Origin of the sequence: Antiquaquibacter soli, assembly GCF_030580675.1 — a bacterium.
GTDB classification, from domain to species: Bacteria; Actinomycetota; Actinomycetes; order Actinomycetales; family Microbacteriaceae; genus Rhodoglobus; species Rhodoglobus soli.
In genome coordinates this window covers 1,522,114-1,540,768 of record NZ_JAUQUB010000001.1, presented here as the reverse complement: position 1 = coordinate 1,540,768, position 18,655 = coordinate 1,522,114, and the positions used below count along the sequence as shown (strand labels likewise).

Here is an 18,655-nt window from a genome sequence, read left to right as displayed (position 1 = left end):
TGCCCGACCTAAGGAGAGCCATGTCGTCTGCCGACTATTCCGCCAGGCACCTCTCGGTGCTCGAGGGGTTGGAGGCGGTGCGCAAGCGCCCGGGCATGTACATCGGCTCGACCGACTCCCGAGGTCTCATGCACTGCCTGTGGGAGATCATCGACAACTCCGTGGACGAGGCTCTCGGGGGTTACGGCAATCGCATCAGCGTCATCCTGCATCCGGACCAGAGCGTCGAGGTCCGGGACGTCGCCCGCGGCATCCCGGTCGACGTGGAGCCGAAGACGGGGCTCACGGGCGTCGAGGTCGTGTTCACGAAGCTCCACGCCGGCGGAAAGTTCGGCGGTGGGTCCTACGCGGCCTCGGGCGGTCTGCACGGCGTGGGCGCGTCCGTGGTCAACGCCCTCTCAGAGCGCCTCGACGTCGAGGTCGACCGTGACGGCAAGACCTGGGCGATGTCGTTCCACCGCGGAGAGCCTGGTGTGTTCGCCGACTCGGGCGAACCCACGCCCGATGCGCCGTTCACCCCGTTCGTCTCCGGGAGCGAACTCCGCGTCGTCGGAAAGGTCGCGAAGGGCGTCACCGGCACGCGCATCCGCTACTGGGCCGATCGGCAGATCTTCACCAAGGGCGCGACCTTCCAGACCGACGACCTGCTCGACCGGATGCGGCAGACGGCCTTCCTCGTGCCGGACCTCGCCCTGCACCTCACCGACGAGCGAGGCGAGGAGCCGCGCAGCGAGACGTTCCATTTCGAGGGCGGCATCGCGGAGTTCGTCGAGCACCTCGCCCCGGACGCCCCGGTCACTGACACCTGGCGCCTCACGGGAGAAGGCGGCTTCACCGAGACCGTCCCCGTCCTTCAGGAGAGCGGGGCAATGGTGCCGACCGAGCTGCAGCGCGAGTGCCAGGTGGACATCGCCCTGCGCTGGGGCACCGGGTACGACACCGTGTTCAAGAGCTTCGTCAATATCATCGCGACGCCCAAGGGCGGGACTCATCAGTCCGGCTTCGAGCAGGGCCTGCTCAAGTTCTTGCGCGCCGAGGTGGAGAAGAACGCTCGTCGGCTGAAGGCCGGCAACGACAAGCTCGAGAAGGATGACGTGCTCGCGGGTCTCACCGCGGTGCTCACGGTTCGCCTTCCCGAGCCTCAGTTCGAGGGCCAGACCAAGGAGGTCCTCGGGACGCCGGCTGTGCGGTCGATCGTGGCCGGGGTCGTCGCGAAGGGCATGGCGGCGAAGTACGCGTCGTCCAAGCGCGACGACAAAGCGCAGTCCGCGCTCCTGCTCGACAAAGTCGTGGCCGAGATGAAGTCGCGGATCTCCGCGCGGGCCCACAAGGAGACCCAGCGCCGCAAGAACGCCCTCGAGAGCTCGTCTCTGCCCGCCAAGCTCGTCGACTGCCGATCGAACGACGTCGCCAACAGCGAGCTCTTCATCGTCGAGGGCGACTCGGCGCTCGGCACCGCGAAGCTCGCCCGAGACAGCGAGTACCAGGCGCTCCTTCCGATCCGGGGCAAGATCCTCAACGTTCAGAAAGCCTCGGTCTCGGACATGCTCTCCAACGCCGAGTGCGCGTCGATCATCCAGGTGATCGGCGCGGGCTCGGGCCGCAGCTTCGATCTCGAGGCGGCGCGCTACGGCAAGGTGATCATCATGAGCGACGCGGACGTCGACGGCGCCCACATCCGCACCCTGCTGCTCACTCTGTTCTTCCGCTACATGCCCGACATGATCCGTGACGGTCGTGTGTACGCGGCGGTGCCGCCGCTGCACCGCGTCGTCGTCATCAACCCGGGCTCGAAGCCGAACGAGACGATCTACACCTACTCGGAGGACGAGCTCCAGGGCGTGCTCGCCGGTCTCAAGAAGTCGGGCAAGAAGTACCAGGACCCGATTCAGCGCTACAAGGGGCTGGGGGAGATGGACGCCGACCAGCTCGCCATCACGACGATGGACCGATCGCACCGCACACTGCGCCGGGTCAACGTCGGCGACGCAGAGATGGCGTCCTCCGTCTTCGAGCTGCTCATGGGCAACGACGTCGCACCGCGCAAGGAGTTCATCATCGCCGGCCAGGGGCTCGACCGGGACCGCATCGACGTGTAACCGGAGGTTCACCCGCGAGGCCTAGCCTCGACACATGCGCGTCGAGGTGACCGGGGGTACCGTCGAGGGAGTTGTGCGGCGGGGCGTGCGCATGTGGCGGGGGATCCCCTATGCGGCGCCGCCGGTGGGGGCGCTGCGGTTGCGCTGCCCGCAGCCCGTGGTGCCGTGGGCGGGCATCCGGCCCGCCATCGCCTTCGGGCCGGTGGCGCCGCAGGACCGTAATGGACAGTTCGCCGGGCCGCCCACCAGCGTGGCCATGTCGGAGGACTGCCTCACGCTCAACGTCATCGCGCCACTCGACCCGCCGACGGACGCGTTGCCGGTGATGGTGTTCATCCACGGCGGTGCGTACAGCGTCGGGTCATCCCGGGAGATCCGCGGTCAGGGCGAGCGACTCGTGCGAGAGGGCCCGGTGGTGTTCGTCAACCTCAACTATCGCCTCGGCGCCCTGGGCTATCTCGACTTCTCCCGGTGGTCGACTACGGATGCCCGACTCGACAGCAACCTCGGACTGCGTGACCAGCTCGCGGCCCTCGAGTGGGTGCAGGCCAACATCGCCGGGTTCGGGGGCGATCCCGCGCGGGTGACGCTCTTCGGCGAATCGGCGGGCGGCAACGCCGTCACCACGCTCCTCGCCGTGCCCCAAGCCGAAGGGCTCTTCGCACGTGCGATCGCGCAGAGCTCGCCGGCCAACGCTGTCTACCCCGCCGAGATCGCGGCGGAATGGGCGGGCGAGTTCCTCGAGCTGCTGAGCGAAGAGGTGGATGACTCGAGCACCGAGAGCACGACGTCGGACGACGCCGCGGAGCTGCTGCTCTCGTCGAGCGTCGACGCCCTCGTCGCCGCCACCACGAGGATGCAGCGACTCGTACCCGACGCACGACCGGGCACCATGCCGCTTGCTCCCGTGATCGACGGCGAGCTGCTGCCCGAGCGGCCGCTCGACGCCGTGAAGGCTGGCCGTGCGCATCGGGTGCCGCTCATCATCGGCACGAACGACCGGGAGGGCTCGCTCTTCCGTGGGCGACTCGACATCCTCGCCAGCAACCCGCGACGGATTCGGGCGATCTTCGCCCGCACGAAGAAGAAGGCGCGCCGAACCCTCAAAGCGCAGTATCCCGGGCTGCCCGCGGCTCGACCGGCGGCGGACTTCGGGGGAGATTTCGCCTTCTGGTTCCCGAGCGTGAAGCTCGCAGAGCGACATTCACGGTTCGCTCCCGTATTCATGTACCGATTCGACGTCGCCACGCGCCTGCTTCGCCTGACCGGTCACGACGCCACACACGGCCTCGAGCTCTTCGCCCTGTTCGATCGCATGTCCGGGGCGTTCGGCCGACTTCTCGGCGTGCTCGGAGGACGCCGGGCGTTCGTGCGTGCAGGGCGGCGGATGAACCGTGCCTGGTTGTCGTTCGCGCGGGACGGGCATCCCGGTCCGCACTGGCCCGCCTATTCGGCACGGTCCCGCCGCACGCTCATCATCGACCGCGAGGACCGCGTCGAGTCCGACCCCCGGCGCGAGCGCCGGCGCGCGTGGCAGGACTTCGTGCCGCACGTGTAGGGCCAGTGCTCGCCAATCGGACGTGGCGCCCGCGGCGTGCGTCCCGCGAGGATGATCGCCATGGACTCGGATCGACTGCAGGCTGCTCGGGGAGCTGCCGCACGCGACGCCCTTCTCGTCGTGCTGAGCTACATCCCGTTCGGCCTCGCCGCGGGAGCGGCGATGGCGACGACCGGCGTCGATCCGCTGCTGTCTATCGCGACCTCGCCGGTCGTCTTCGCGGGAGCGGCGCAGCTCGCCGCGGTGCAGCTCCTCGGCGCGGGCGCCGGTATCGCACTCATCGCCGCGACCGTCGCCGTCATCAACGCCCGCCACCTGCTCTACAGCGCCGCCCTCCAGCCCCACCTCCAGTCGTGGTCGAGGCCGCAGCGGCTCCTGGCCGCCTACCTCCTCGCCGACCCGGTCTACGCCCTGGCGGCCGCTCGCTTCGAGAAGTCCGACGGGGGCGGCACCGAGCGAGAGAAGCGCGCGTACTACTTCACCGCGGGGGTCACGTGCCTCGTCGGTTGGAGCGCGCTCGTCACCATCGGCGTGCTCGTGGGCGGGTTCATCCCCGACTGGGTGCCCCTGGAGCTCGCAATCCCGCTGACGTTCCTCCTGCTGGCCCTGCCGCTCGTCCGCGACCTGCCGGGTCTCATCGCGGGCGCTGTGGGCGGCCTCGCCGCGCTTGCCGCGAGCGGGTTGCCGATGGGCGTGAGCATCCTCGTGGGAGCGGCCGCGGGCATCTTCGCCGGCGCCCTCGCGATGGGCCACGAGGAGGCCGCTCGTGCTTGAGCTCGTCGCGGTGCTGGTCTCGGGGCTCGTGACCTTCGTCACGCGGGTCGTGTTCCTGCTGGATCGGAGGCTGCGGCCGCCGAAGCGCGTCGTGCGGTACCTGCCGCTCATCGGGCCGGCGGTCCTCGCGGCGATCGCGGTTCCGGGCATTCTCGCGCCGAGGGGTGAGCTCACGTGGGCCGAATCGGTACCCGCGCTGGTCGCTGCCGTTGTCAGCTGGCTGCTGTGGCGGTGGAGCCGTCAGACGTGGGTAGGACTGCTCGGCGGGCTGGTGAGCTGGTGGGGGATGCTCGCCCTGCTCGCTCTCCTGGGCGTGTCGCGTTAGACCTGCTCGCCGACCGACCCGACGACGTTCTCGAGCACGGCGCCCGAAGCATCGCGCTTGGAGCCCGAATCGGGGAGCGCGCGTGCTGCGCCGTCAGTACCCACCGCGAGAGCGGGGGCGGGGCCCACCCACGCCAGACCGAGCACGTCTTCGCCCTTGAGGAAGGCGTGCGCCCGCACGCCCCCCGTTGCGCGCCCCTTGCCGGGGAACTCGGCGAATGAGGACACCTTGGCGCGACCGGGGTCGGCTCCCGCGATGGTGGCCGTCGACGTGGAGACCGTCACCACCACGTTGTCGACGCCGGGATCTATCGCTCCGAAGAACGCCACGCTCGCCTTCGCGCTGAGGTTGATGCCGGCCATTCCTCCGGCGGCAGCACCCTGGGGGCGCACCGCCGAGGCGGGGTAGTGCAGGAGCTGGGCATCCGAGGAGACGAAGACGAGTTCGTCGGTGTCGCCGCCCTGGGCGACGCCGACGACCTCGTCACCGGGCTTGAGGGCGATGACCTCGAAGTCGGGCTTGCCCGGCCAGCCTCCGGGCGCGACCCGCTTGACGACGCCCTGCCGGGTACCGAGGGCGATCGGCTGGTCCGAGTCGAGCGACACCAGGCCGAGCACCTTCTCCTTGGGGCCGAGCGCGAGGTACTCGCCGATCCTGGCCCCCGCCGCGAGCTGGATGGAGTTGGCGGGCACACTGGGCAGATCGACCGCCGTGAACCGGATGAGGCGGCCGCTCGCCGTGATGGCGCCGATCTCGCTCCGGCTCGTGGTCGTCACGCGGGAGCGGATCGCGTCGTGCTTGCTGCGCCGGCGGGGCGCGCCGGGAGCAGAGTCCTCCGTCAGGTCGACGCGGATCGCCCGACCGGTCGTCGAGAGCAGCACCTCGCACGGGGCGTCAGCGATCTCGAGCACCGGCGCGCTCTTGCGAGCGGCCGCTGAGGTCGCGACCGAGGGTCGGGCCTGCGTGAGCAGCGTGCGGCGGGGGGTCCCGAATCGCTCGGCGACCTCTTCGAGCTCGGTCGAGACGAGGTGGCGGATGCGCGCGGGGTCGGCGAGGATGCCCTCGAGCTCGGCGATCTCCGCCTGCAGCTTGTCGCGCTCGGCCTCGAGCTCGATGCGGCTGAAGCGGGTCAGGCGGCGGAGCCGGAGCTCGAGGATGTACTCGGCCTGCAGTTCGCTGAGGTCGAAGACGTCGATGAGGCGGGTACGCGCCTGCTCGCTGTCGTCGCTCGTGCGGATGACCTGGATGACCTCGTCGATGTCCAGGATCGCGATGAGGAGGCCCTCGACGAGGTGCAGCCGTTCCTTGCGCCGCGCAAGACGGTACTCGCTGCGCCGACGTACCACCTCGAGGCGGTGGTCGAGGTAAACCCGCAGGAGGTCTCGCAGTCCGAGGGTGCGCGGCTGGCCCTCGACGAGAGCGACGTTGTTGATCGAGAAGCTGTCCTCGAGCGGGGTCAGGCGGTAGAGCTGCTCGAGCACCGCCTCCGGGCTGAATCCGGTCTTGATGCCGATGACGAGGCGCATGCCGTGCTTGCGATCGGTGAGGTCTGTGACATCCGAGATGCCGTTGATCTTCTTGCTCGTGACCCCGTCCTTGATCTTCTCGATCACGCGCTCGGTGCCGACGAGATAGGGAAGCTCGGTGACGACGAGACCGGTCTTGCGAGCCGTGATCGACTCGACGGACACACGTGCGCGCGTCTTGAAGGCGCCGCGGCCGGTCGCGTAGGCGTCCTTGATGCCGTCGAGCCCGATGATCGTCCCGCCCGAGGGCAGGTCGGGACCGGGGACGAAGGCCATGAGGTCCTCGAGCGGGGCATCCGGATGCTCCAGCAGATGCCTCGCGGCGCCGACTACCTCGATGAGATTGTGTGGCGCCATGTTGGTGGCCATGCCGACCGCGATGCCGGAGGCTCCGTTCACGAGGAGATTCGGGAACGCGGCAGGCAGCACACCGGGCTGCATTAAGGAGTTGTCGTAGTTCGGTACGAAGTCGACGACGTCCTCGTCGAGGTCGTCGGTGAGGGCGAGCGCGGCCGCCTGCAACCGGGCCTCGGTGTACCGGGGGGCCGCGGGGCCGTCGTCGAGCGAGCCGAAGTTGCCGTGGCCGTCGATGAGCGGCACGCGCATGACGAAGTCCTGGGCCAGTCTCACCATCGCGTCGTAGATCGGAGCGTCACCGTGAGGGTGGAGCTTTCCCATCACGTCGCCCACGACGCGCGACGACTTCACGTGGCCGCGATCGGGCCGCAGACCCATCTCGGTCATCTGGTACAGGATGCGGCGCTGAACCGGCTTGAGCCCGTCCCTGGCGTCGGGGAGCGCGCGGGAATGGATGACCGAGTACGCGTACTCGAGGAACGATCCCTGCATCTCGGTCGAGACATCGACGTCCTCGATGCGCTCGCCTGCAGGCGTGACAGTGGGGGGATTTTCGCGGGTAGCCATAGGATTGCCCCCATGCTACCGGCGGCCCCACGCGACGCTGCGAGCCTGGCCGATGTGCTCGAAAGTTCGTGTCGCGCAGTGCTCGGCGAGGGCGGTCGCCTCGCTCTGCCGTCTGTCGACCGAGCGGTCGTGGTGCTCGTCGACGGCCTCGGAGTCGAGGCGCTCCGCGCCCGGTCGGGCCACGCGCGGCGGCTCGCGGCGGCGCTCGGACCCAAGGACGCGATCGCTGCGGGATTCCCGACGACGACCGCGAGCGCGATCACGACTCTGACAACCGGCCGGCTCCCCGGTGCCCACGGCATCGTGGGCTACTCCGTCGCCGACCCGGACCGGGACGCCGTCGTCAACCAGCTCACGGGGTGGGACGAGCGACAGGATCCGGCGACCTGGCAGCGCGAGCGCACCCTCTTCGAGCGGGCGAGCGCCGACGGCCTCGATGCCGTGGTCATCGGCCCGGAGCGCTATCGCGATTCCGGGTTCTCACGAGCGGCGCTGAGGGGTGCGCGCTACCTCGCGGGATCGAGCGTCGACGACCGAGTCGATGCGGCCATCGCCTGGTTGCGCTCCGGTGCACGGGGTATCGCCTATCTCTACATCCCGGAACTGGATGTCGCGGCACACGCGAAGGGCTGGGAGTCGGGTGAGTGGACGGCTGCGCTCGAGGGGGTCGATGGGGCCCTCGGGAGGCTCGCGACAGCGTGCGGTCCGCGCGACGGGATGCTCGTCACCGCCGATCACGGAGTGCTCGACGTCCCCGCTCACGCCCACGTGCTCGTCGACGAGCATCCCGGCCTGCTCGACGGCGTCCGGCACGTCGCGGGCGAGCCCCGGTGCCTGCAGCTGCGCTTCGAGCCGGACGCCGACCCTGACGCGGTCGTCGCTCGCTGGAAGGACGCGGAGTCGGACCGCGCGTGGATCGCCACTCGCGATGAGGTCGTCGAGTCGGGGTGGTTCGGTGCCGTGGACCCCGTCGTCGCACGCCGAATGGGTGACCTGTTCGTCGCGGCGCGCAAGGCGGTGGCCTACTACGACGGACGGACGGCCGGAGCGTCCCGGCGCATGGTGGGGCAGCACGGCTCCGCATCGCCCACCGAGCTTCGAGTGCCGCTGCTGCGCTTCGGCGGGTTCGAGCGCTAGCGACTACGCGGGGTCGTCGTCGGGGCGGGCGCCGAAGACGATCTCGTCCCACGTGGGCATCGCGGCGCGGCCCTTCTTCCGCGTCGTCGGCTGCGGAGCGGTGGAGCGCTGCCCGTTCGACTCGTCCTCGATGACGGAGTCGATCGGGACGTCGACCACTCGGATGCCTCCCGTCGAGGGGTGCGCCGCTCGGGCGTCCTCGTCGCCGAAGCCAGCCGACTCGCGCTCCCCACGGCGGCGGCGCAGCGCTTCCAGGAGGTCGGCCGTCTGGTTGCCCTGGACGGGCTCCTCCTCCGCTCGGGACCGGGGGAGCGCGACGGGGGCCGGCGGAGCGGGGGCCGGGGGCTCATCCGCGGGTGAGTCGTCAACGAGAAACGCACCACTGTCGAATCGGGGCGCGTCCACCTCGACCGGCTCGGTGGGGCCGACGGCACGCAGCCGGGGGATGAGAGAGCCTGCCGCTTCGCCCTGCTGGGAGAGTGTGACGGCCTCGTTGTTGAGCGGCACGAGCGACTGCTTGCGGGGGTCGAACTGCCACCGCGCGTCGTGATCGATCTGGTTCGCTGTGAAGGACAGCTTGACGATCCAGCCGCCACCGGTCTCCTTCCAACTCGCCCAGCGCTCGTTGGTGCCGGACACGTCGGCAAGCCGCTGCCGGATGGCGACGCCGAACGTCGTGCCCTGCGCCATCGGGTCGGTGTCGGACGCCGTCCGCACGGGAACATCGAGGGCCGAGTTCACGACGAACTCGCGCTCCGCGAGCACCGGGCCCTCGAATCGCTGGATGTACTCGAGCGGTGCCCCGGTGATCGACGCGACATCCTGGGCCGACATCCCGGAACGAATGTGCGCCTGGATGTCCTTGGGGGCGATCCGGCGCGAGGCGCCATGATCGATGGGCGCCTGGCGCAGCCCCGCCTGAACGACGTCCTCGGCGGGGATGCGGTAGCGCACGCCGTCCTCGGACGCGACGATGAGGGCGCCGCCCTCGGTTCCGACTACGCGCAATTCCTGCATGCTTCAACGACCTCCAGTCGTCCGATCCGGACCAGGATGACACGCGCGGAAGCCGATGCTCGGGAATAACTAGGGCGTGCCGGAAGTTGATTCGGACGCATGAAAGCGACGGCCGTTCAGTGGTTTGCTATTCGCAATCGATTGATGCACACTGTCCCCGCCGTTTTCGATACGGAACCTCACGAGCGACGCACATAAGAAGTGGATAGGCATGGCTACCGACTACGACGCCCCCCGCAAGACCGACGATGACTCGGAGTCGATCGAGGCCCTCAAGGAGCGCGTGCCGGACAAGACCTCGGGGTCGATCGACAACGACGACGCCGACAACCCCGGAAGTTTCGAGCTCGCCGGCGCCGACCTCTCCGACCTCGATCTCGACGTCGTCGTGCTTCCGCCCCAGGCGGACGAGTTCACGTGCGTGAGCTGCTTCCTCGTGAAGCACCGCTCGCAGATCGACCACGAGTCGAAGCTCGGGCCGATCTGCCTGGAGTGCGCGGCCTAGTCCCCGCGAAGGGCCTCGGCGAGAGCATCCGGGTGCCTCGTGGAAAGCAGCCAGTACGGCGTCGGGTCCTTCGGGTCGGTGATCTCGACCTTGACCACCGGGTCGACCCAGCCGCGGATGAGGAGCCACGCCCGCGCGTCGAGGCCCGGTCCGCGCTCCTGGCGCGCTGAATCGCCGCGCGCCGTAGCCACCGCGCCGACGAGCGAGAGCGGGATGCGCGCTTTGCCTGCGACGAGTTCCGCGTCCGTCACCTCGATCCGAGGGGCGGCGAGGAGCAGGAGCGCCACGCAGCCCGCGTAGAGCACGACGGCGACGATGATCCCGGCGAGCTCGCTGATCGGGAGGAACACCAGCAGGCTCGCCGGGATCACGAGCGCGGTGGCCAGATACAGCCAGGGGGCGGGCCAAAGTCGTTCGGCGTACTTCACCATGCCCCTATTCGATCAGACTTCGGGGAGCGGCGCTCACGGGGCGCCCAGTGTTCTCCACTAGCCTCGACTCGTGACTCAGAACGTCGACGTGCTCATCTCTGCGGCGTACACGCCTGCGTATGCGCACCCCGGGGATGCCGGCGCCGACCTCCGCGCCGCCGAAGCCTTCGTCCTCGCACCGGGGGATCGCGCGACTGTCCCCACCGGCGTGTCGATCGCGATGCCTGACGGCTACGTCGGGTTCGTCGTGCCTCGGAGCGGCCTCGCCGCTCGCCACGGCATCACCATCGTGAACAGCCCGGGAACGGTGGATGCCGGCTACCGGGGCGAGATCCGGGTGACGATCCTCAACACCGATTCGCGCGAGCCGTTCTCGATCGCCGTCGGCGACCGGATCGCGCAACTCATCCTCATGCCCGTCTCGCGGGCCCGGTTCATCCCGGTCGAGACCCTTCCCGGAAGCCACCGGGGCGAGGGCGGCTTCGGCTCGACCGGACACAACTAACCCAGATCAGGAGAATTCCGTGAGCGATACCGACAGCGGCGCGATCGAGCAGCCGAAGTCCGGCCCCGCCGACCGCGCGACAGCCGGCCCTCTCGATGAGGCCGAGGCGAACGCCGTCCGTCCCTACGTCGACCTCGGCGGCGTGAAGATCCTCCCGCGGCCGGAGCTCGGGCTCCGGCTCGAGGTGGAGGAGGGCAGCAAGCGGGTCGTCGCGGTCAGTCTCGACTACGCCGGTTCGACGCTGCAGGTCCAGCCCTTCGCCGCGCCGCGGTCGAGCGGCCTGTGGCATGAGATCCGCGCACAGATCGTCGATCAGATCGCCCGACAAGGCGGCACCACGACGCCCCAGGACGGCGTCTTCGGACCGGAGCTCCTGGCGGAGATACCCGTCGCCGGGGCCGCACCCCGACACGCCCGCTTCATCGGCGTCGACGGTCCCCGCTGGTTCCTCCGCGGCGTCATCGCGGGGCAGGGCGCGACGGATCGCGAGGCGGGCGCGAAGGTCGAGGACCTCTTCCGTTCGATCGTCGTGGTGCGCGGCACGACGCCGATGCCGCCGCGCGACCTCATCCCGCTGCACATGCCCGCGACGGGTGCACCCGCGTGAGCGATCGAGCCCCCGACGCCGAGCCGGATCTGCGGGAGGCCTTCGCTGCAGCCGCCAAGCGGTCCGGTCTCGGCCGCGTCGCCCCCGGGGAGACCCCGACGAGCTCGGCCCTGCTCGCCGCGATGGGCGGGGTTCGCGGGATCGTCGAGTCCGTGCTCCCGGGCCTCGGGTTCCTCGTCGTCTACGCGATCACCCGTGAGCTCGTCCCCTCCGTGCTCATCCCGCTCGGCATCGCGGTCGTCTTCGTCGTCGTCCGCCTGGTCGCCCGGCAGCCGTGGACGTCCGCGGTGGCGGGAGTGCTGGGCGTCGGGATCTCTGCCGGGCTCGCGCTCATCACGGGCCGGCCGGAGGACAACTTCGTGCCCGGCTTCCTCATCAATGCCGGATTCCTGCTCGCCCTCCTGGTGAGCCTCGCGGTGCGCTGGCCGCTCATCGGCGTCATCGCGTCCCTCGTCACCGGCGAGGGGTCGTCCTGGCGGTCGGACCGCGCGAAGGTGCGCGTGGCGCTCATCGCGACCCTCCTCTGGTGCGGTCTGTTCGCCGTTCGACTCGGCGTCGAGCTGCCCTTGTACTTCGCGGGTGAGACGGCGGCCCTCGCCACCACGAAACTCGTCCTCGGCGTACCGTTCTACGCGGCGCTGCTCTGGGTGACGTGGCTCCTCGTGAGGGCGGCGTGGTCACGCGGCCCGGCAGACGGCGCGTCGGAGCCGGAATCGGAGCCCGCTTCCCAGTAGGGTAAAGTATCTTGATATCGAGATACTTTGTGACTGGGGAGACTGCCCGACCGGGCATCCCGAGTCTTAGGCTTACCTTGCTGGCAGGCGCTCAGCGCTCCAGCGAGGATTGACCACAGGTCAGCAAGGGAGACGGACAGTGTCAGCAGTCAACAGCTTCGGTTCGAAGAGCACCCTCACGGTCGGTTCGACCGATTATGAGATCTTCCGGATCGACGCCGTCCCCGGCTACGACTCGCTCCCGTTCAGCCTCAAGGTGCTGCTCGAGAACCTCCTGCGCACTGAGGACGGCGCGAACGTCACCAAGGCCCAGATCGAGGCCCTCGGGTCATGGGATGCCGCCGCCGAGCCCGACACCGAGATCCAGTTCACCCCCGCTCGCGTCGTCATGCAGGACTTCACCGGCGTGCCCTGCATCGTCGACCTCGCGACGATGCGCGAGGCCGTCACCGCGCTCGGCGGCGACCCCAACCGCATCAACCCGCTCTCGCCCGCCGAGATGGTCATCGACCACTCCGTCATCGCCGACCTCTTCGGCACCGAGAACGCCCTCGAGCGCAACGTCGAGATCGAGTACGAGCGCAATGGCGAGCGCTACCAGTTCCTCCGCTGGGGACAGACCGCCTTCAACGACTTCAAGGTCGTGCCCCCGGGCACCGGCATCGTCCACCAGGTCAACATCGAGCACCTGGCGAAGGTCATCTACGACCGCACCGTCGACGGTGTGCTGCGCGCCTACCCCGACACGTGCGTCGGCACCGATTCGCACACCACGATGGTCAACGGACTCGGCGTGCTCGGCTGGGGCGTCGGCGGCATCGAGGCCGAGGCCGCCATGCTCGGCCAGCCCGTCTCGATGCTCATCCCGCGCGTCGTCGGCTTCAAGCTCACGGGTGAGATCCCCGCTGGAGTGACCGCGACCGACGTGGTGCTCACGATCACCGACATGCTCCGCAAGCACGGCGTGGTCGGCAAGTTCGTGGAGTTCTACGGAGCGGGAGTGGCATCCGTTCCGCTCGCCAACCGCGCGACCATCGGCAACATGAGCCCTGAGTTCGGCTCCACCGCTGCGATGTTCCCGATCGACGAGGTCACGATCGACTACCTGCGCCTCACGGGGCGCAGCGACGAAGCGATCGAACTCGTTGAGGCCTACGCGAAGGCGCAGTCCCTGTGGCACGACCCCGCCAACGAGCCGAAGTTCAGCGAGTACCTCGAACTCGACCTCGGCACCGTCGTCCCGTCGATCGCGGGACCCAAGCGCCCGCAGGACCGCATCCTCCTCTCGGAGGCGAAGGCGCAGTTCGAGAAGGACATCCTCGGCTACGCGACACCCTCGACGTCGGAGGACATCGTCGATCTCGAATCGAAGCACTCGTTCCCGGCCTCGGACCCCGGATCCGTGCCGGGCGAGGAGCAGGAGGAGACGCGCGAGGTTCACATCTCGAGCGGCGGTCCGGCCGCGGCATCCAAGCCGGTGAAGGTGCACACCCCGGATGGCACGAGCTACATCCTCGACAACGGCGCCGTCACCCTCGCGGCGATCACGTCGTGCACGAACACGTCGAACCCGTCCGTCATGCTCGCCGCGGGCTTGCTCGCGCGCAACGCCCTCGACAAGGGACTGAAGACCAAGCCCTGGGTCAAGACCACGCTGGGCCCCGGCTCGAAGGTCGTCACCGACTACTACGAGAAGTCCGGCCTCGACAAGGCGCTGGAGGGCCTCGGCTTCTACACCGTCGGATACGGCTGCACGATCTGCATCGGCAACTCCGGTCCGCTCATCGAGGAGGTGTCGGCCGCGATCAACGAGAACGATCTCGCTGTCACCGCCGTCCTCTCGGGCAACCGCAACTTCGAGGGCCGCATCAGCCCGGACGTCAAGATGAACTACCTCGCGTCGCCGCCGCTCGTGGTGGCCTACGCGCTGGCGGGATCGATGCACTTCGACTTCGAGAACGACGCTCTCGGGACCGACCCCACGGGGAGCCCGGTCTACCTCCGCGACATCTGGCCGAGCCCGGATGAGGTCCAGGCGACGATCGACCAGAACATCTCGCGCGAACAGTTCATCAAGCAGTACGCGACGGTGTTCGACGGCGACGACCGATGGAAGAACCTGCCGACCCCGGATGACGCGACCTTCCAGTGGGACGAGAACTCGACCTACGTGCGCAAGGCGCCGTACTTCGACGGCATGTCGATGGAGCTCACGCCCGTCTCCGACATCTCGGGCGCCCGGGTCCTCGCAACCCTCGGCGACTCTGTGACGACCGACCACATCAGCCCCGCCGGCAACATCAAGGCGGGCACCCCGGCGGCCGACTACCTGACGGCCCACGGCGTCGATCGCAAGGATTTCAACTCCTACGGCTCGCGCCGCGGCAACCACGAAGTCATGATCCGGGGGACGTTCGCGAACATCCGCCTCAAGAACATGCTCGTGAGCGCGGTCAACGACGGTGCCGTCGTCGAGGGCGGCTACACGCGTGACTTCACCCAGCCGGGCGGGCCGCAGTCGTTCATCTACGACGCGAGCATGAACTACCAGGCTCAGGGCACGCCGCTCGTCATCTTCGGCGGCAAGGAGTACGGCTCCGGATCGTCGCGCGACTGGGCGGCGAAGGGCACGAGCCTGCTGGGAGTCAAGGCGGTCATCACCGAGAGCTTCGAGCGCATCCACCGCTCCAACCTCATCGGCATGGGCGTCGTCCCGCTGCAGTTCCCTGCCGGTCAGAGCTGGGAGTCGCTGGGTCTTGACGGCACTGAGATCGTCTCGATCGAAGGCCTCGAGCTGCTCAACGAGGGAGTGACTCCGAAGACCGTGCGTGTGACCGCCGCCCCGAGCGAGTTCTCCGCGCCCGGGAAGCAGGCCGTCGAATTCGACGCGGTGGTCCGTATCGACACGCCGGGGGAGGCGGACTACTACCGCAACGGCGGCATCCTCCAGTACGTGCTGCGGAGCCTCGTCTAGGCTTTCGTCATGAGCCTTCTCGAGGGCATCCGCGGTCCACGAGACCTGGATGCACTGACCATCGACCAACTCGGCGAGCTCGCTGGGGAGATCCGTGACTTCCTCGTGCGCGAGGTGTCGAAGACGGGCGGTCATCTCGGACCGAACCTCGGCGTGGTCGAGCTCACGATCGCGATGCACCGAGTCTTCGACTCTCCCCGCGACGCGATCATCTTCGACACTGGCCACCAGAGCTACGTCCACAAGCTCCTGACGGGTCGCCAGGACTTCAGCAAGCTCCGCAGCGAGGGAGGGCTCGCCGGCTACCCGCAGCGGTCGGAGTCGCCCCACGACATCGTGGAGAGCTCCCACGCCTCCAGTTCGCTCTCCTGGGCGGACGGCATCTCGAGGGCCTTCACGATGACCGGGCAGGAGGACCGCTCCGTCGTCGCCATCGTCGGAGACGGCGCGCTGACCGGCGGGATGACGTGGGAAGCCCTCAACAACATCACCGACGACAACAGCCGCAACCTCGTCATCATCGTCAACGACAACGGGCGGTCCTACGCGCCGACGATCGGCGGGATGGCCCACTTCCTCAACAACGTCCGCACGCGCCGTTCGTACCGCAACCTCTACTCGACCAGCCAGCGCCTGTTCGAAAAGTTCGGGGCACCGGGCCGCGCGCTCTACCGCGGCATCCGGGGTGGCACACACGGGTTCCTCTCGCGGTTCACCAACAACGAGGCCCTCTACTCCAATCTCGACATCAAGTACCTCGGGCCCGTGCACGGCCACGACCTGCGGGCCCTCATCGAGGTGCTCGAGCAGGCAAAGAACTTCGGGGCGCCGGTCATCGTGCACGCCATCACCGAGAAGGGGCGCGGCTACCAGCCCGCGCTGCTCGACACCGCCGATCAGTTCCACGCGGTGGGCCAGATCGACCCCGAGACGGGGGAGCCGATCGAGGTCGCGAGCAAGCCGTCGTGGACGAGCGTCTTCGCTGACGAGATCGTCCACCTCGCCGACGCCGATCCGCGACTCGTGGGGATCACTGCGGCCATGCTCCGTCCGACGGGCCTCCACAAGCTCGCCGAGAAGTACCCCGACCGCGTGCTCGACGTCGGTATCGCCGAGCAGCACGCGGTGGCTTCGGCCGCCGGCCTCGCGTTCGGCGGGCTGCATCCCGTCGTCGCGCTCTATGCGACGTTCGTCAACCGGGCCTTCGACCAGGTGCTCATGGATGTCGCGCTGCACAAGGCCGGCGTGACGTTCGTGCTCGACCGCGCCGGCGTGACCGGCCCCGACGGTGCGAGCCACCACGGGATGTGGGACCTCGCCATCCTCCAGGTCGTGCCGAACATCCGTATCGCCGCGCCGCGGGATGCCACCCGCTTGCGCGAAGAGCTCGGAGAGGCCGTCGTCGTGCACGACGCGCCGACCGTGATTCGCTTCTCCAAGGGCAGTGTTGGGACCGAGTACGACGCGGTCCGCCGCACCGACGACGGCGTCGACGTGCTCCGCGAGGCGCCCCACAAGGACGTGCTCATCGTCACGGTCGGGCCGATGGCGAAGATCGGCCTGCAGGTCGCTGAGCGCCTCGCTGCACAGGGCATCGGCGCGACGGTCGTCGATCCGCGTTGGGTGGTGCCGGTCCCGCAATCGCTCATCGGCCTTGCCGCAGATCACCGCATCGTGATCAGCATCGAGGACGGCGTCCGCGTCGGAGGTATCGGAACTCGCATCCGTCAGGACCTTCGATCCGCAGGTGTCGACACAGCGGTGACGGAACTCGGCCTTCCGGACGAATTCCTGGAGCACGGTAGCCGCGAGTACATCCTCGAGCAGGTGGGGCTGACGCCCCAGGACATCGCCCGCGACGTCGTGGCGCAGGTGCTGGGAAGCAAGATCCCCGTCGCCCGACCACTGCCGGACGACGCCCCGGTATCGCCCCGAACTCACCCGGCCTAGCTCTCGCGCCCGAATCCTCGTCATCTATAGGATGCGTGTGTCATTCCGCATTCTCTCGAGAGGACCATCCGTGCCGTCGCTTTCCAGGAACGGGGCGCGCGCATTCGGCGCCGTCGCCGTCGCGGCTTTCGCAGCAGCCACCCTCACCTCGTGCTTCGGCGGGCCCAGCCCCGTGAAGTTCGAAGACGTCCAGACCGCCACCATCCAGATCCAGGCTGAGGGCACCTTCGTCGATCCGCTCACGCTCGACCCCAGCGCCTTCGGCGGCCGCGGCTCGGGCTTCTTCATCAACCAGGACGGCATAGCGGTCACCAACAACCACGTCGTGACCGGCGCGGGAACCCTCAAGGTCTGGGTCGGCGGTGATCAGGGCACGACGTACGGGGCGACCGTGCTCGGCGCGTCGGAGTGCCTCGACCTCGCGGTCATCAAGGTCGACGGTTCCGGGTTCCCGTTCATGGGCTGGTACGAGGGCGACATCAAGGCGGCGCTCGACGTGTACTCCGCTGGCTTCCCGCTCGGCGACCCGAACTTCACCCTCACTCGCGGCATCGTCTCCAAGGCGGATGTCGCTCAGGAGGACTCGTGGGCATCGCTCGACCACGTCATCGAGCACGACGCGCGCATCCGCGGCGGCAACTCGGGAGGTCCGCTCGTCGCCGACAACGGCCGTGTTGTGGGAGTCAACTACGCGGGCAACGACGAGCTCGACTACAACTTCGCGATTCACCGCGATCAGGTGACGCCGGTCCTTCAGGACCTGATCGACGGCAAGGCGGTCCAGAGCCTCGGCGTCAACGCCGAAGCCCTGTTCCCGCTCGACGATGGAACGCCTCAGGGAATCTGGGTCAAGTCGGTCAAGGCGGGTGGCCCCGCCGACTCCATCGGCGTCGAGCCCGGTGACGTGCTCGTCGACATGGGCGGCGTCGCGCTCGCGCGGCAGGGCACCCTGGAGGAGTACTGCGAGGTCATCCGCACCCAGGGTAACGACGCGGTGATCGACGTCACCGTCTATCGCCCGTCGGACAACACGTATTACGAGGGCCAGTTCAACGGTAAGGAGCTCGAGGCAACCTCGACTGGCGACACCGGCACCGACACGCCGTCGACAGTGGGCAGCTTTGTCACGGTGACGGACGACAGCGGGGCGCTCAGCGTGAACGTTCCCGATACGTGGGCCGATGTCAACGGCTCTGCGGCGACCGACGCCGCGGGAGTGAGTTTCGCGGCGCTCTCGGCCTCGCCGAGCCTCGACGGCTACGCGTCGTCGTGGGGGACCCCCGGGGTAGAGCTCTACGCATCGCCCGACGCGGTCGGCGACGACATCGCCACTCGGCTCGACGAGTTCTCCCAGGTCGATTGCACCCTCGATGGGTCCGGTGAGTACAACGACGGGTTCTACGTGGGCCAGTACAACTACTTCACGGGCTGCGGCGGCTCCGCCACGGATCTCGTCGTGGTGGTGGCCAAGGACGTCGACAACACGCACCTCATGATCGTGAGGGCGCAGCTCGTGGACGACACCGACAAGTCGGCCGTGCTGGACGAGATCTTGAACAGTTTCATCGCCTCGTTCTAACCCCGATAGT

At 68.7% G+C, this 18,655-nt stretch carries 15 protein-coding genes; 12 read left to right on the top strand and 3 right to left on the bottom strand.

Going from position 1 to position 18,655, the window contains the following annotated elements; translation table 11 throughout:
* Nucleotides 1-20 precede the first annotated feature (20 nt).
* Genes Q5716_RS07585 through Q5716_RS07570 form a run of 4 tightly spaced genes read left to right on the top strand, consistent with a single transcriptional unit; the run spans nt 21 to nt 4,756 of the window.
* A complete protein-coding gene (locus Q5716_RS07585; RefSeq protein WP_305002470.1) occupies nt 21-2,099 on the top strand; it encodes a DNA gyrase/topoisomerase IV subunit B in 2,079 nt (692 codons plus the stop codon).
* A 34-nt stretch (nt 2,100-2,133) separates the two neighbouring features.
* Nucleotides 2,134-3,657: a carboxylesterase/lipase family protein gene (locus Q5716_RS07580; protein ID WP_305002469.1), complete on the top strand. Its 1,524-nt coding sequence runs from the start codon at nt 2,134-2,136 to the stop codon at nt 3,655-3,657.
* Between the two features lie 60 nt (nt 3,658-3,717).
* Nucleotides 3,718-4,431 carry an AzlC family ABC transporter permease gene (locus tag Q5716_RS07575; protein ID WP_305002468.1) on the top strand — a complete coding sequence of 238 codons (714 nt, stop codon included), beginning with the start codon at nt 3,718-3,720 and terminating at the stop codon, nt 4,429-4,431.
* On the top strand, nt 4,424-4,756 hold the full coding sequence (locus Q5716_RS07570; protein WP_305002467.1) for an AzlD domain-containing protein: 333 nt from the start codon (nt 4,424-4,426) through the stop codon (nt 4,754-4,756). The genes Q5716_RS07575 and Q5716_RS07570 overlap by 8 nt, the downstream gene beginning before the upstream one ends.
* On the opposite strand, the gene Q5716_RS07565 is transcribed toward Q5716_RS07570, so the two are convergent.
* Nucleotides 4,753-7,206, bottom strand: coding sequence for a DNA gyrase/topoisomerase IV subunit A (locus tag Q5716_RS07565; protein ID WP_305002466.1), 2,454 nt, complete (start codon nt 7,204-7,206; stop codon nt 4,753-4,755). The genes Q5716_RS07570 and Q5716_RS07565 overlap by 4 nt on opposite strands.
* Nucleotides 7,207-7,284: 78 nt before the next feature.
* Between Q5716_RS07565 and Q5716_RS07560 the strand changes: the two genes are divergently transcribed.
* Complete coding sequence (locus tag Q5716_RS07560; RefSeq protein ID WP_305002465.1) at nt 7,285-8,343, top strand: alkaline phosphatase family protein; 1,059 nt, start codon at nt 7,285-7,287, stop codon at nt 8,341-8,343.
* Between the two features lie 3 nt (nt 8,344-8,346).
* On the opposite strand, the gene sepH is transcribed toward Q5716_RS07560, so the two are convergent.
* Nucleotides 8,347-9,360, bottom strand: coding sequence for a septation protein SepH (sepH, locus tag Q5716_RS07555; RefSeq protein ID WP_305002464.1), 1,014 nt, complete (start codon nt 9,358-9,360; stop codon nt 8,347-8,349).
* Between the two features lie 211 nt (nt 9,361-9,571).
* On the opposite strand from sepH, the gene Q5716_RS07550 reads away from it, so the two are divergent.
* Entirely contained in the window at nt 9,572-9,865 is a 294-nt protein-coding gene (locus Q5716_RS07550; RefSeq protein WP_305002463.1) for a DUF4193 domain-containing protein, read from the top strand.
* Here the strand turns inward: Q5716_RS07550 and Q5716_RS07545 are convergent.
* Nucleotides 9,862-10,296 carry a DUF3093 domain-containing protein gene (locus Q5716_RS07545; protein WP_305002462.1) on the bottom strand — a complete coding sequence of 145 codons (435 nt, stop codon included), beginning with the start codon at nt 10,294-10,296 and terminating at the stop codon, nt 9,862-9,864. The two genes, Q5716_RS07550 and Q5716_RS07545, sit on opposite strands and share 4 nt — an antisense overlap.
* Before the next feature lie 70 nt (nt 10,297-10,366).
* On the opposite strand from Q5716_RS07545, the gene dut reads away from it, so the two are divergent.
* From dut to Q5716_RS07515, 6 genes are all read left to right on the top strand, one after another.
* Complete coding sequence (gene dut / locus Q5716_RS07540; RefSeq protein ID WP_305002461.1) at nt 10,367-10,801, top strand: dUTP diphosphatase; 435 nt, start codon at nt 10,367-10,369, stop codon at nt 10,799-10,801.
* A 19-nt stretch (nt 10,802-10,820) separates the two neighbouring features.
* Nucleotides 10,821-11,408 carry a DUF3710 domain-containing protein gene (locus Q5716_RS07535; protein WP_305002460.1) on the top strand — a complete coding sequence of 196 codons (588 nt, stop codon included), beginning with the start codon at nt 10,821-10,823 and terminating at the stop codon, nt 11,406-11,408.
* Nucleotides 11,405-12,142: a DUF3159 domain-containing protein gene (locus tag Q5716_RS07530; RefSeq protein ID WP_305002459.1), complete on the top strand. Its 738-nt coding sequence runs from the start codon at nt 11,405-11,407 to the stop codon at nt 12,140-12,142. The genes Q5716_RS07535 and Q5716_RS07530 overlap by 4 nt, the downstream gene beginning before the upstream one ends.
* A 139-nt stretch (nt 12,143-12,281) precedes the next feature.
* Nucleotides 12,282-15,116: an aconitate hydratase AcnA gene (acnA, locus tag Q5716_RS07525; RefSeq protein WP_305002458.1), complete on the top strand. Its 2,835-nt coding sequence runs from the start codon at nt 12,282-12,284 to the stop codon at nt 15,114-15,116.
* Nucleotides 15,117-15,125: 9 nt separating this feature from the next.
* Nucleotides 15,126-17,066, top strand: coding sequence for a 1-deoxy-D-xylulose-5-phosphate synthase (gene dxs, locus Q5716_RS07520; protein ID WP_305002457.1), 1,941 nt, complete (start codon nt 15,126-15,128; stop codon nt 17,064-17,066).
* Nucleotides 17,067-17,136: 70 nt separating this feature from the next.
* Complete coding sequence (locus Q5716_RS07515) at nt 17,137-18,645, top strand: S1C family serine protease (protein ID WP_305002456.1); 1,509 nt, start codon at nt 17,137-17,139, stop codon at nt 18,643-18,645.
* Nucleotides 18,646-18,655: the final 10 nt, after the last annotated feature.

Excerpts from the sequence above, each read along its gene's own strand:
- Q5716_RS07545 (WP_305002462.1), bottom strand. The coding sequence starts at position 10,296 with ATGGTGAAGTACGCCGAACGACTTTGGCCCGCCCCCTGGCTGTATCTG.
- Q5716_RS07585 (WP_305002470.1), top strand. The coding sequence starts at position 21 with ATGTCGTCTGCCGACTATTCCGCCAGGCACCTCTCGGTGCTCGAGGGG.
- Q5716_RS07565 (WP_305002466.1), bottom strand. The coding sequence starts at position 7,206 with ATGGCTACCCGCGAAAATCCCCCCACTGTCACGCCTGCAGGCGAGCGC.
- Q5716_RS07580 (WP_305002469.1), top strand. The coding sequence starts at position 2,134 with ATGCGCGTCGAGGTGACCGGGGGTACCGTCGAGGGAGTTGTGCGGCGG.
- Q5716_RS07575 (WP_305002468.1), top strand. The coding sequence starts at position 3,718 with ATGGACTCGGATCGACTGCAGGCTGCTCGGGGAGCTGCCGCACGCGAC.
- dxs (WP_305002457.1), top strand. The coding sequence starts at position 15,126 with ATGAGCCTTCTCGAGGGCATCCGCGGTCCACGAGACCTGGATGCACTG.
- Q5716_RS07550 (WP_305002463.1), top strand. The coding sequence starts at position 9,572 with ATGGCTACCGACTACGACGCCCCCCGCAAGACCGACGATGACTCGGAG.
- sepH (WP_305002464.1), bottom strand. The coding sequence starts at position 9,360 with ATGCAGGAATTGCGCGTAGTCGGAACCGAGGGCGGCGCCCTCATCGTC.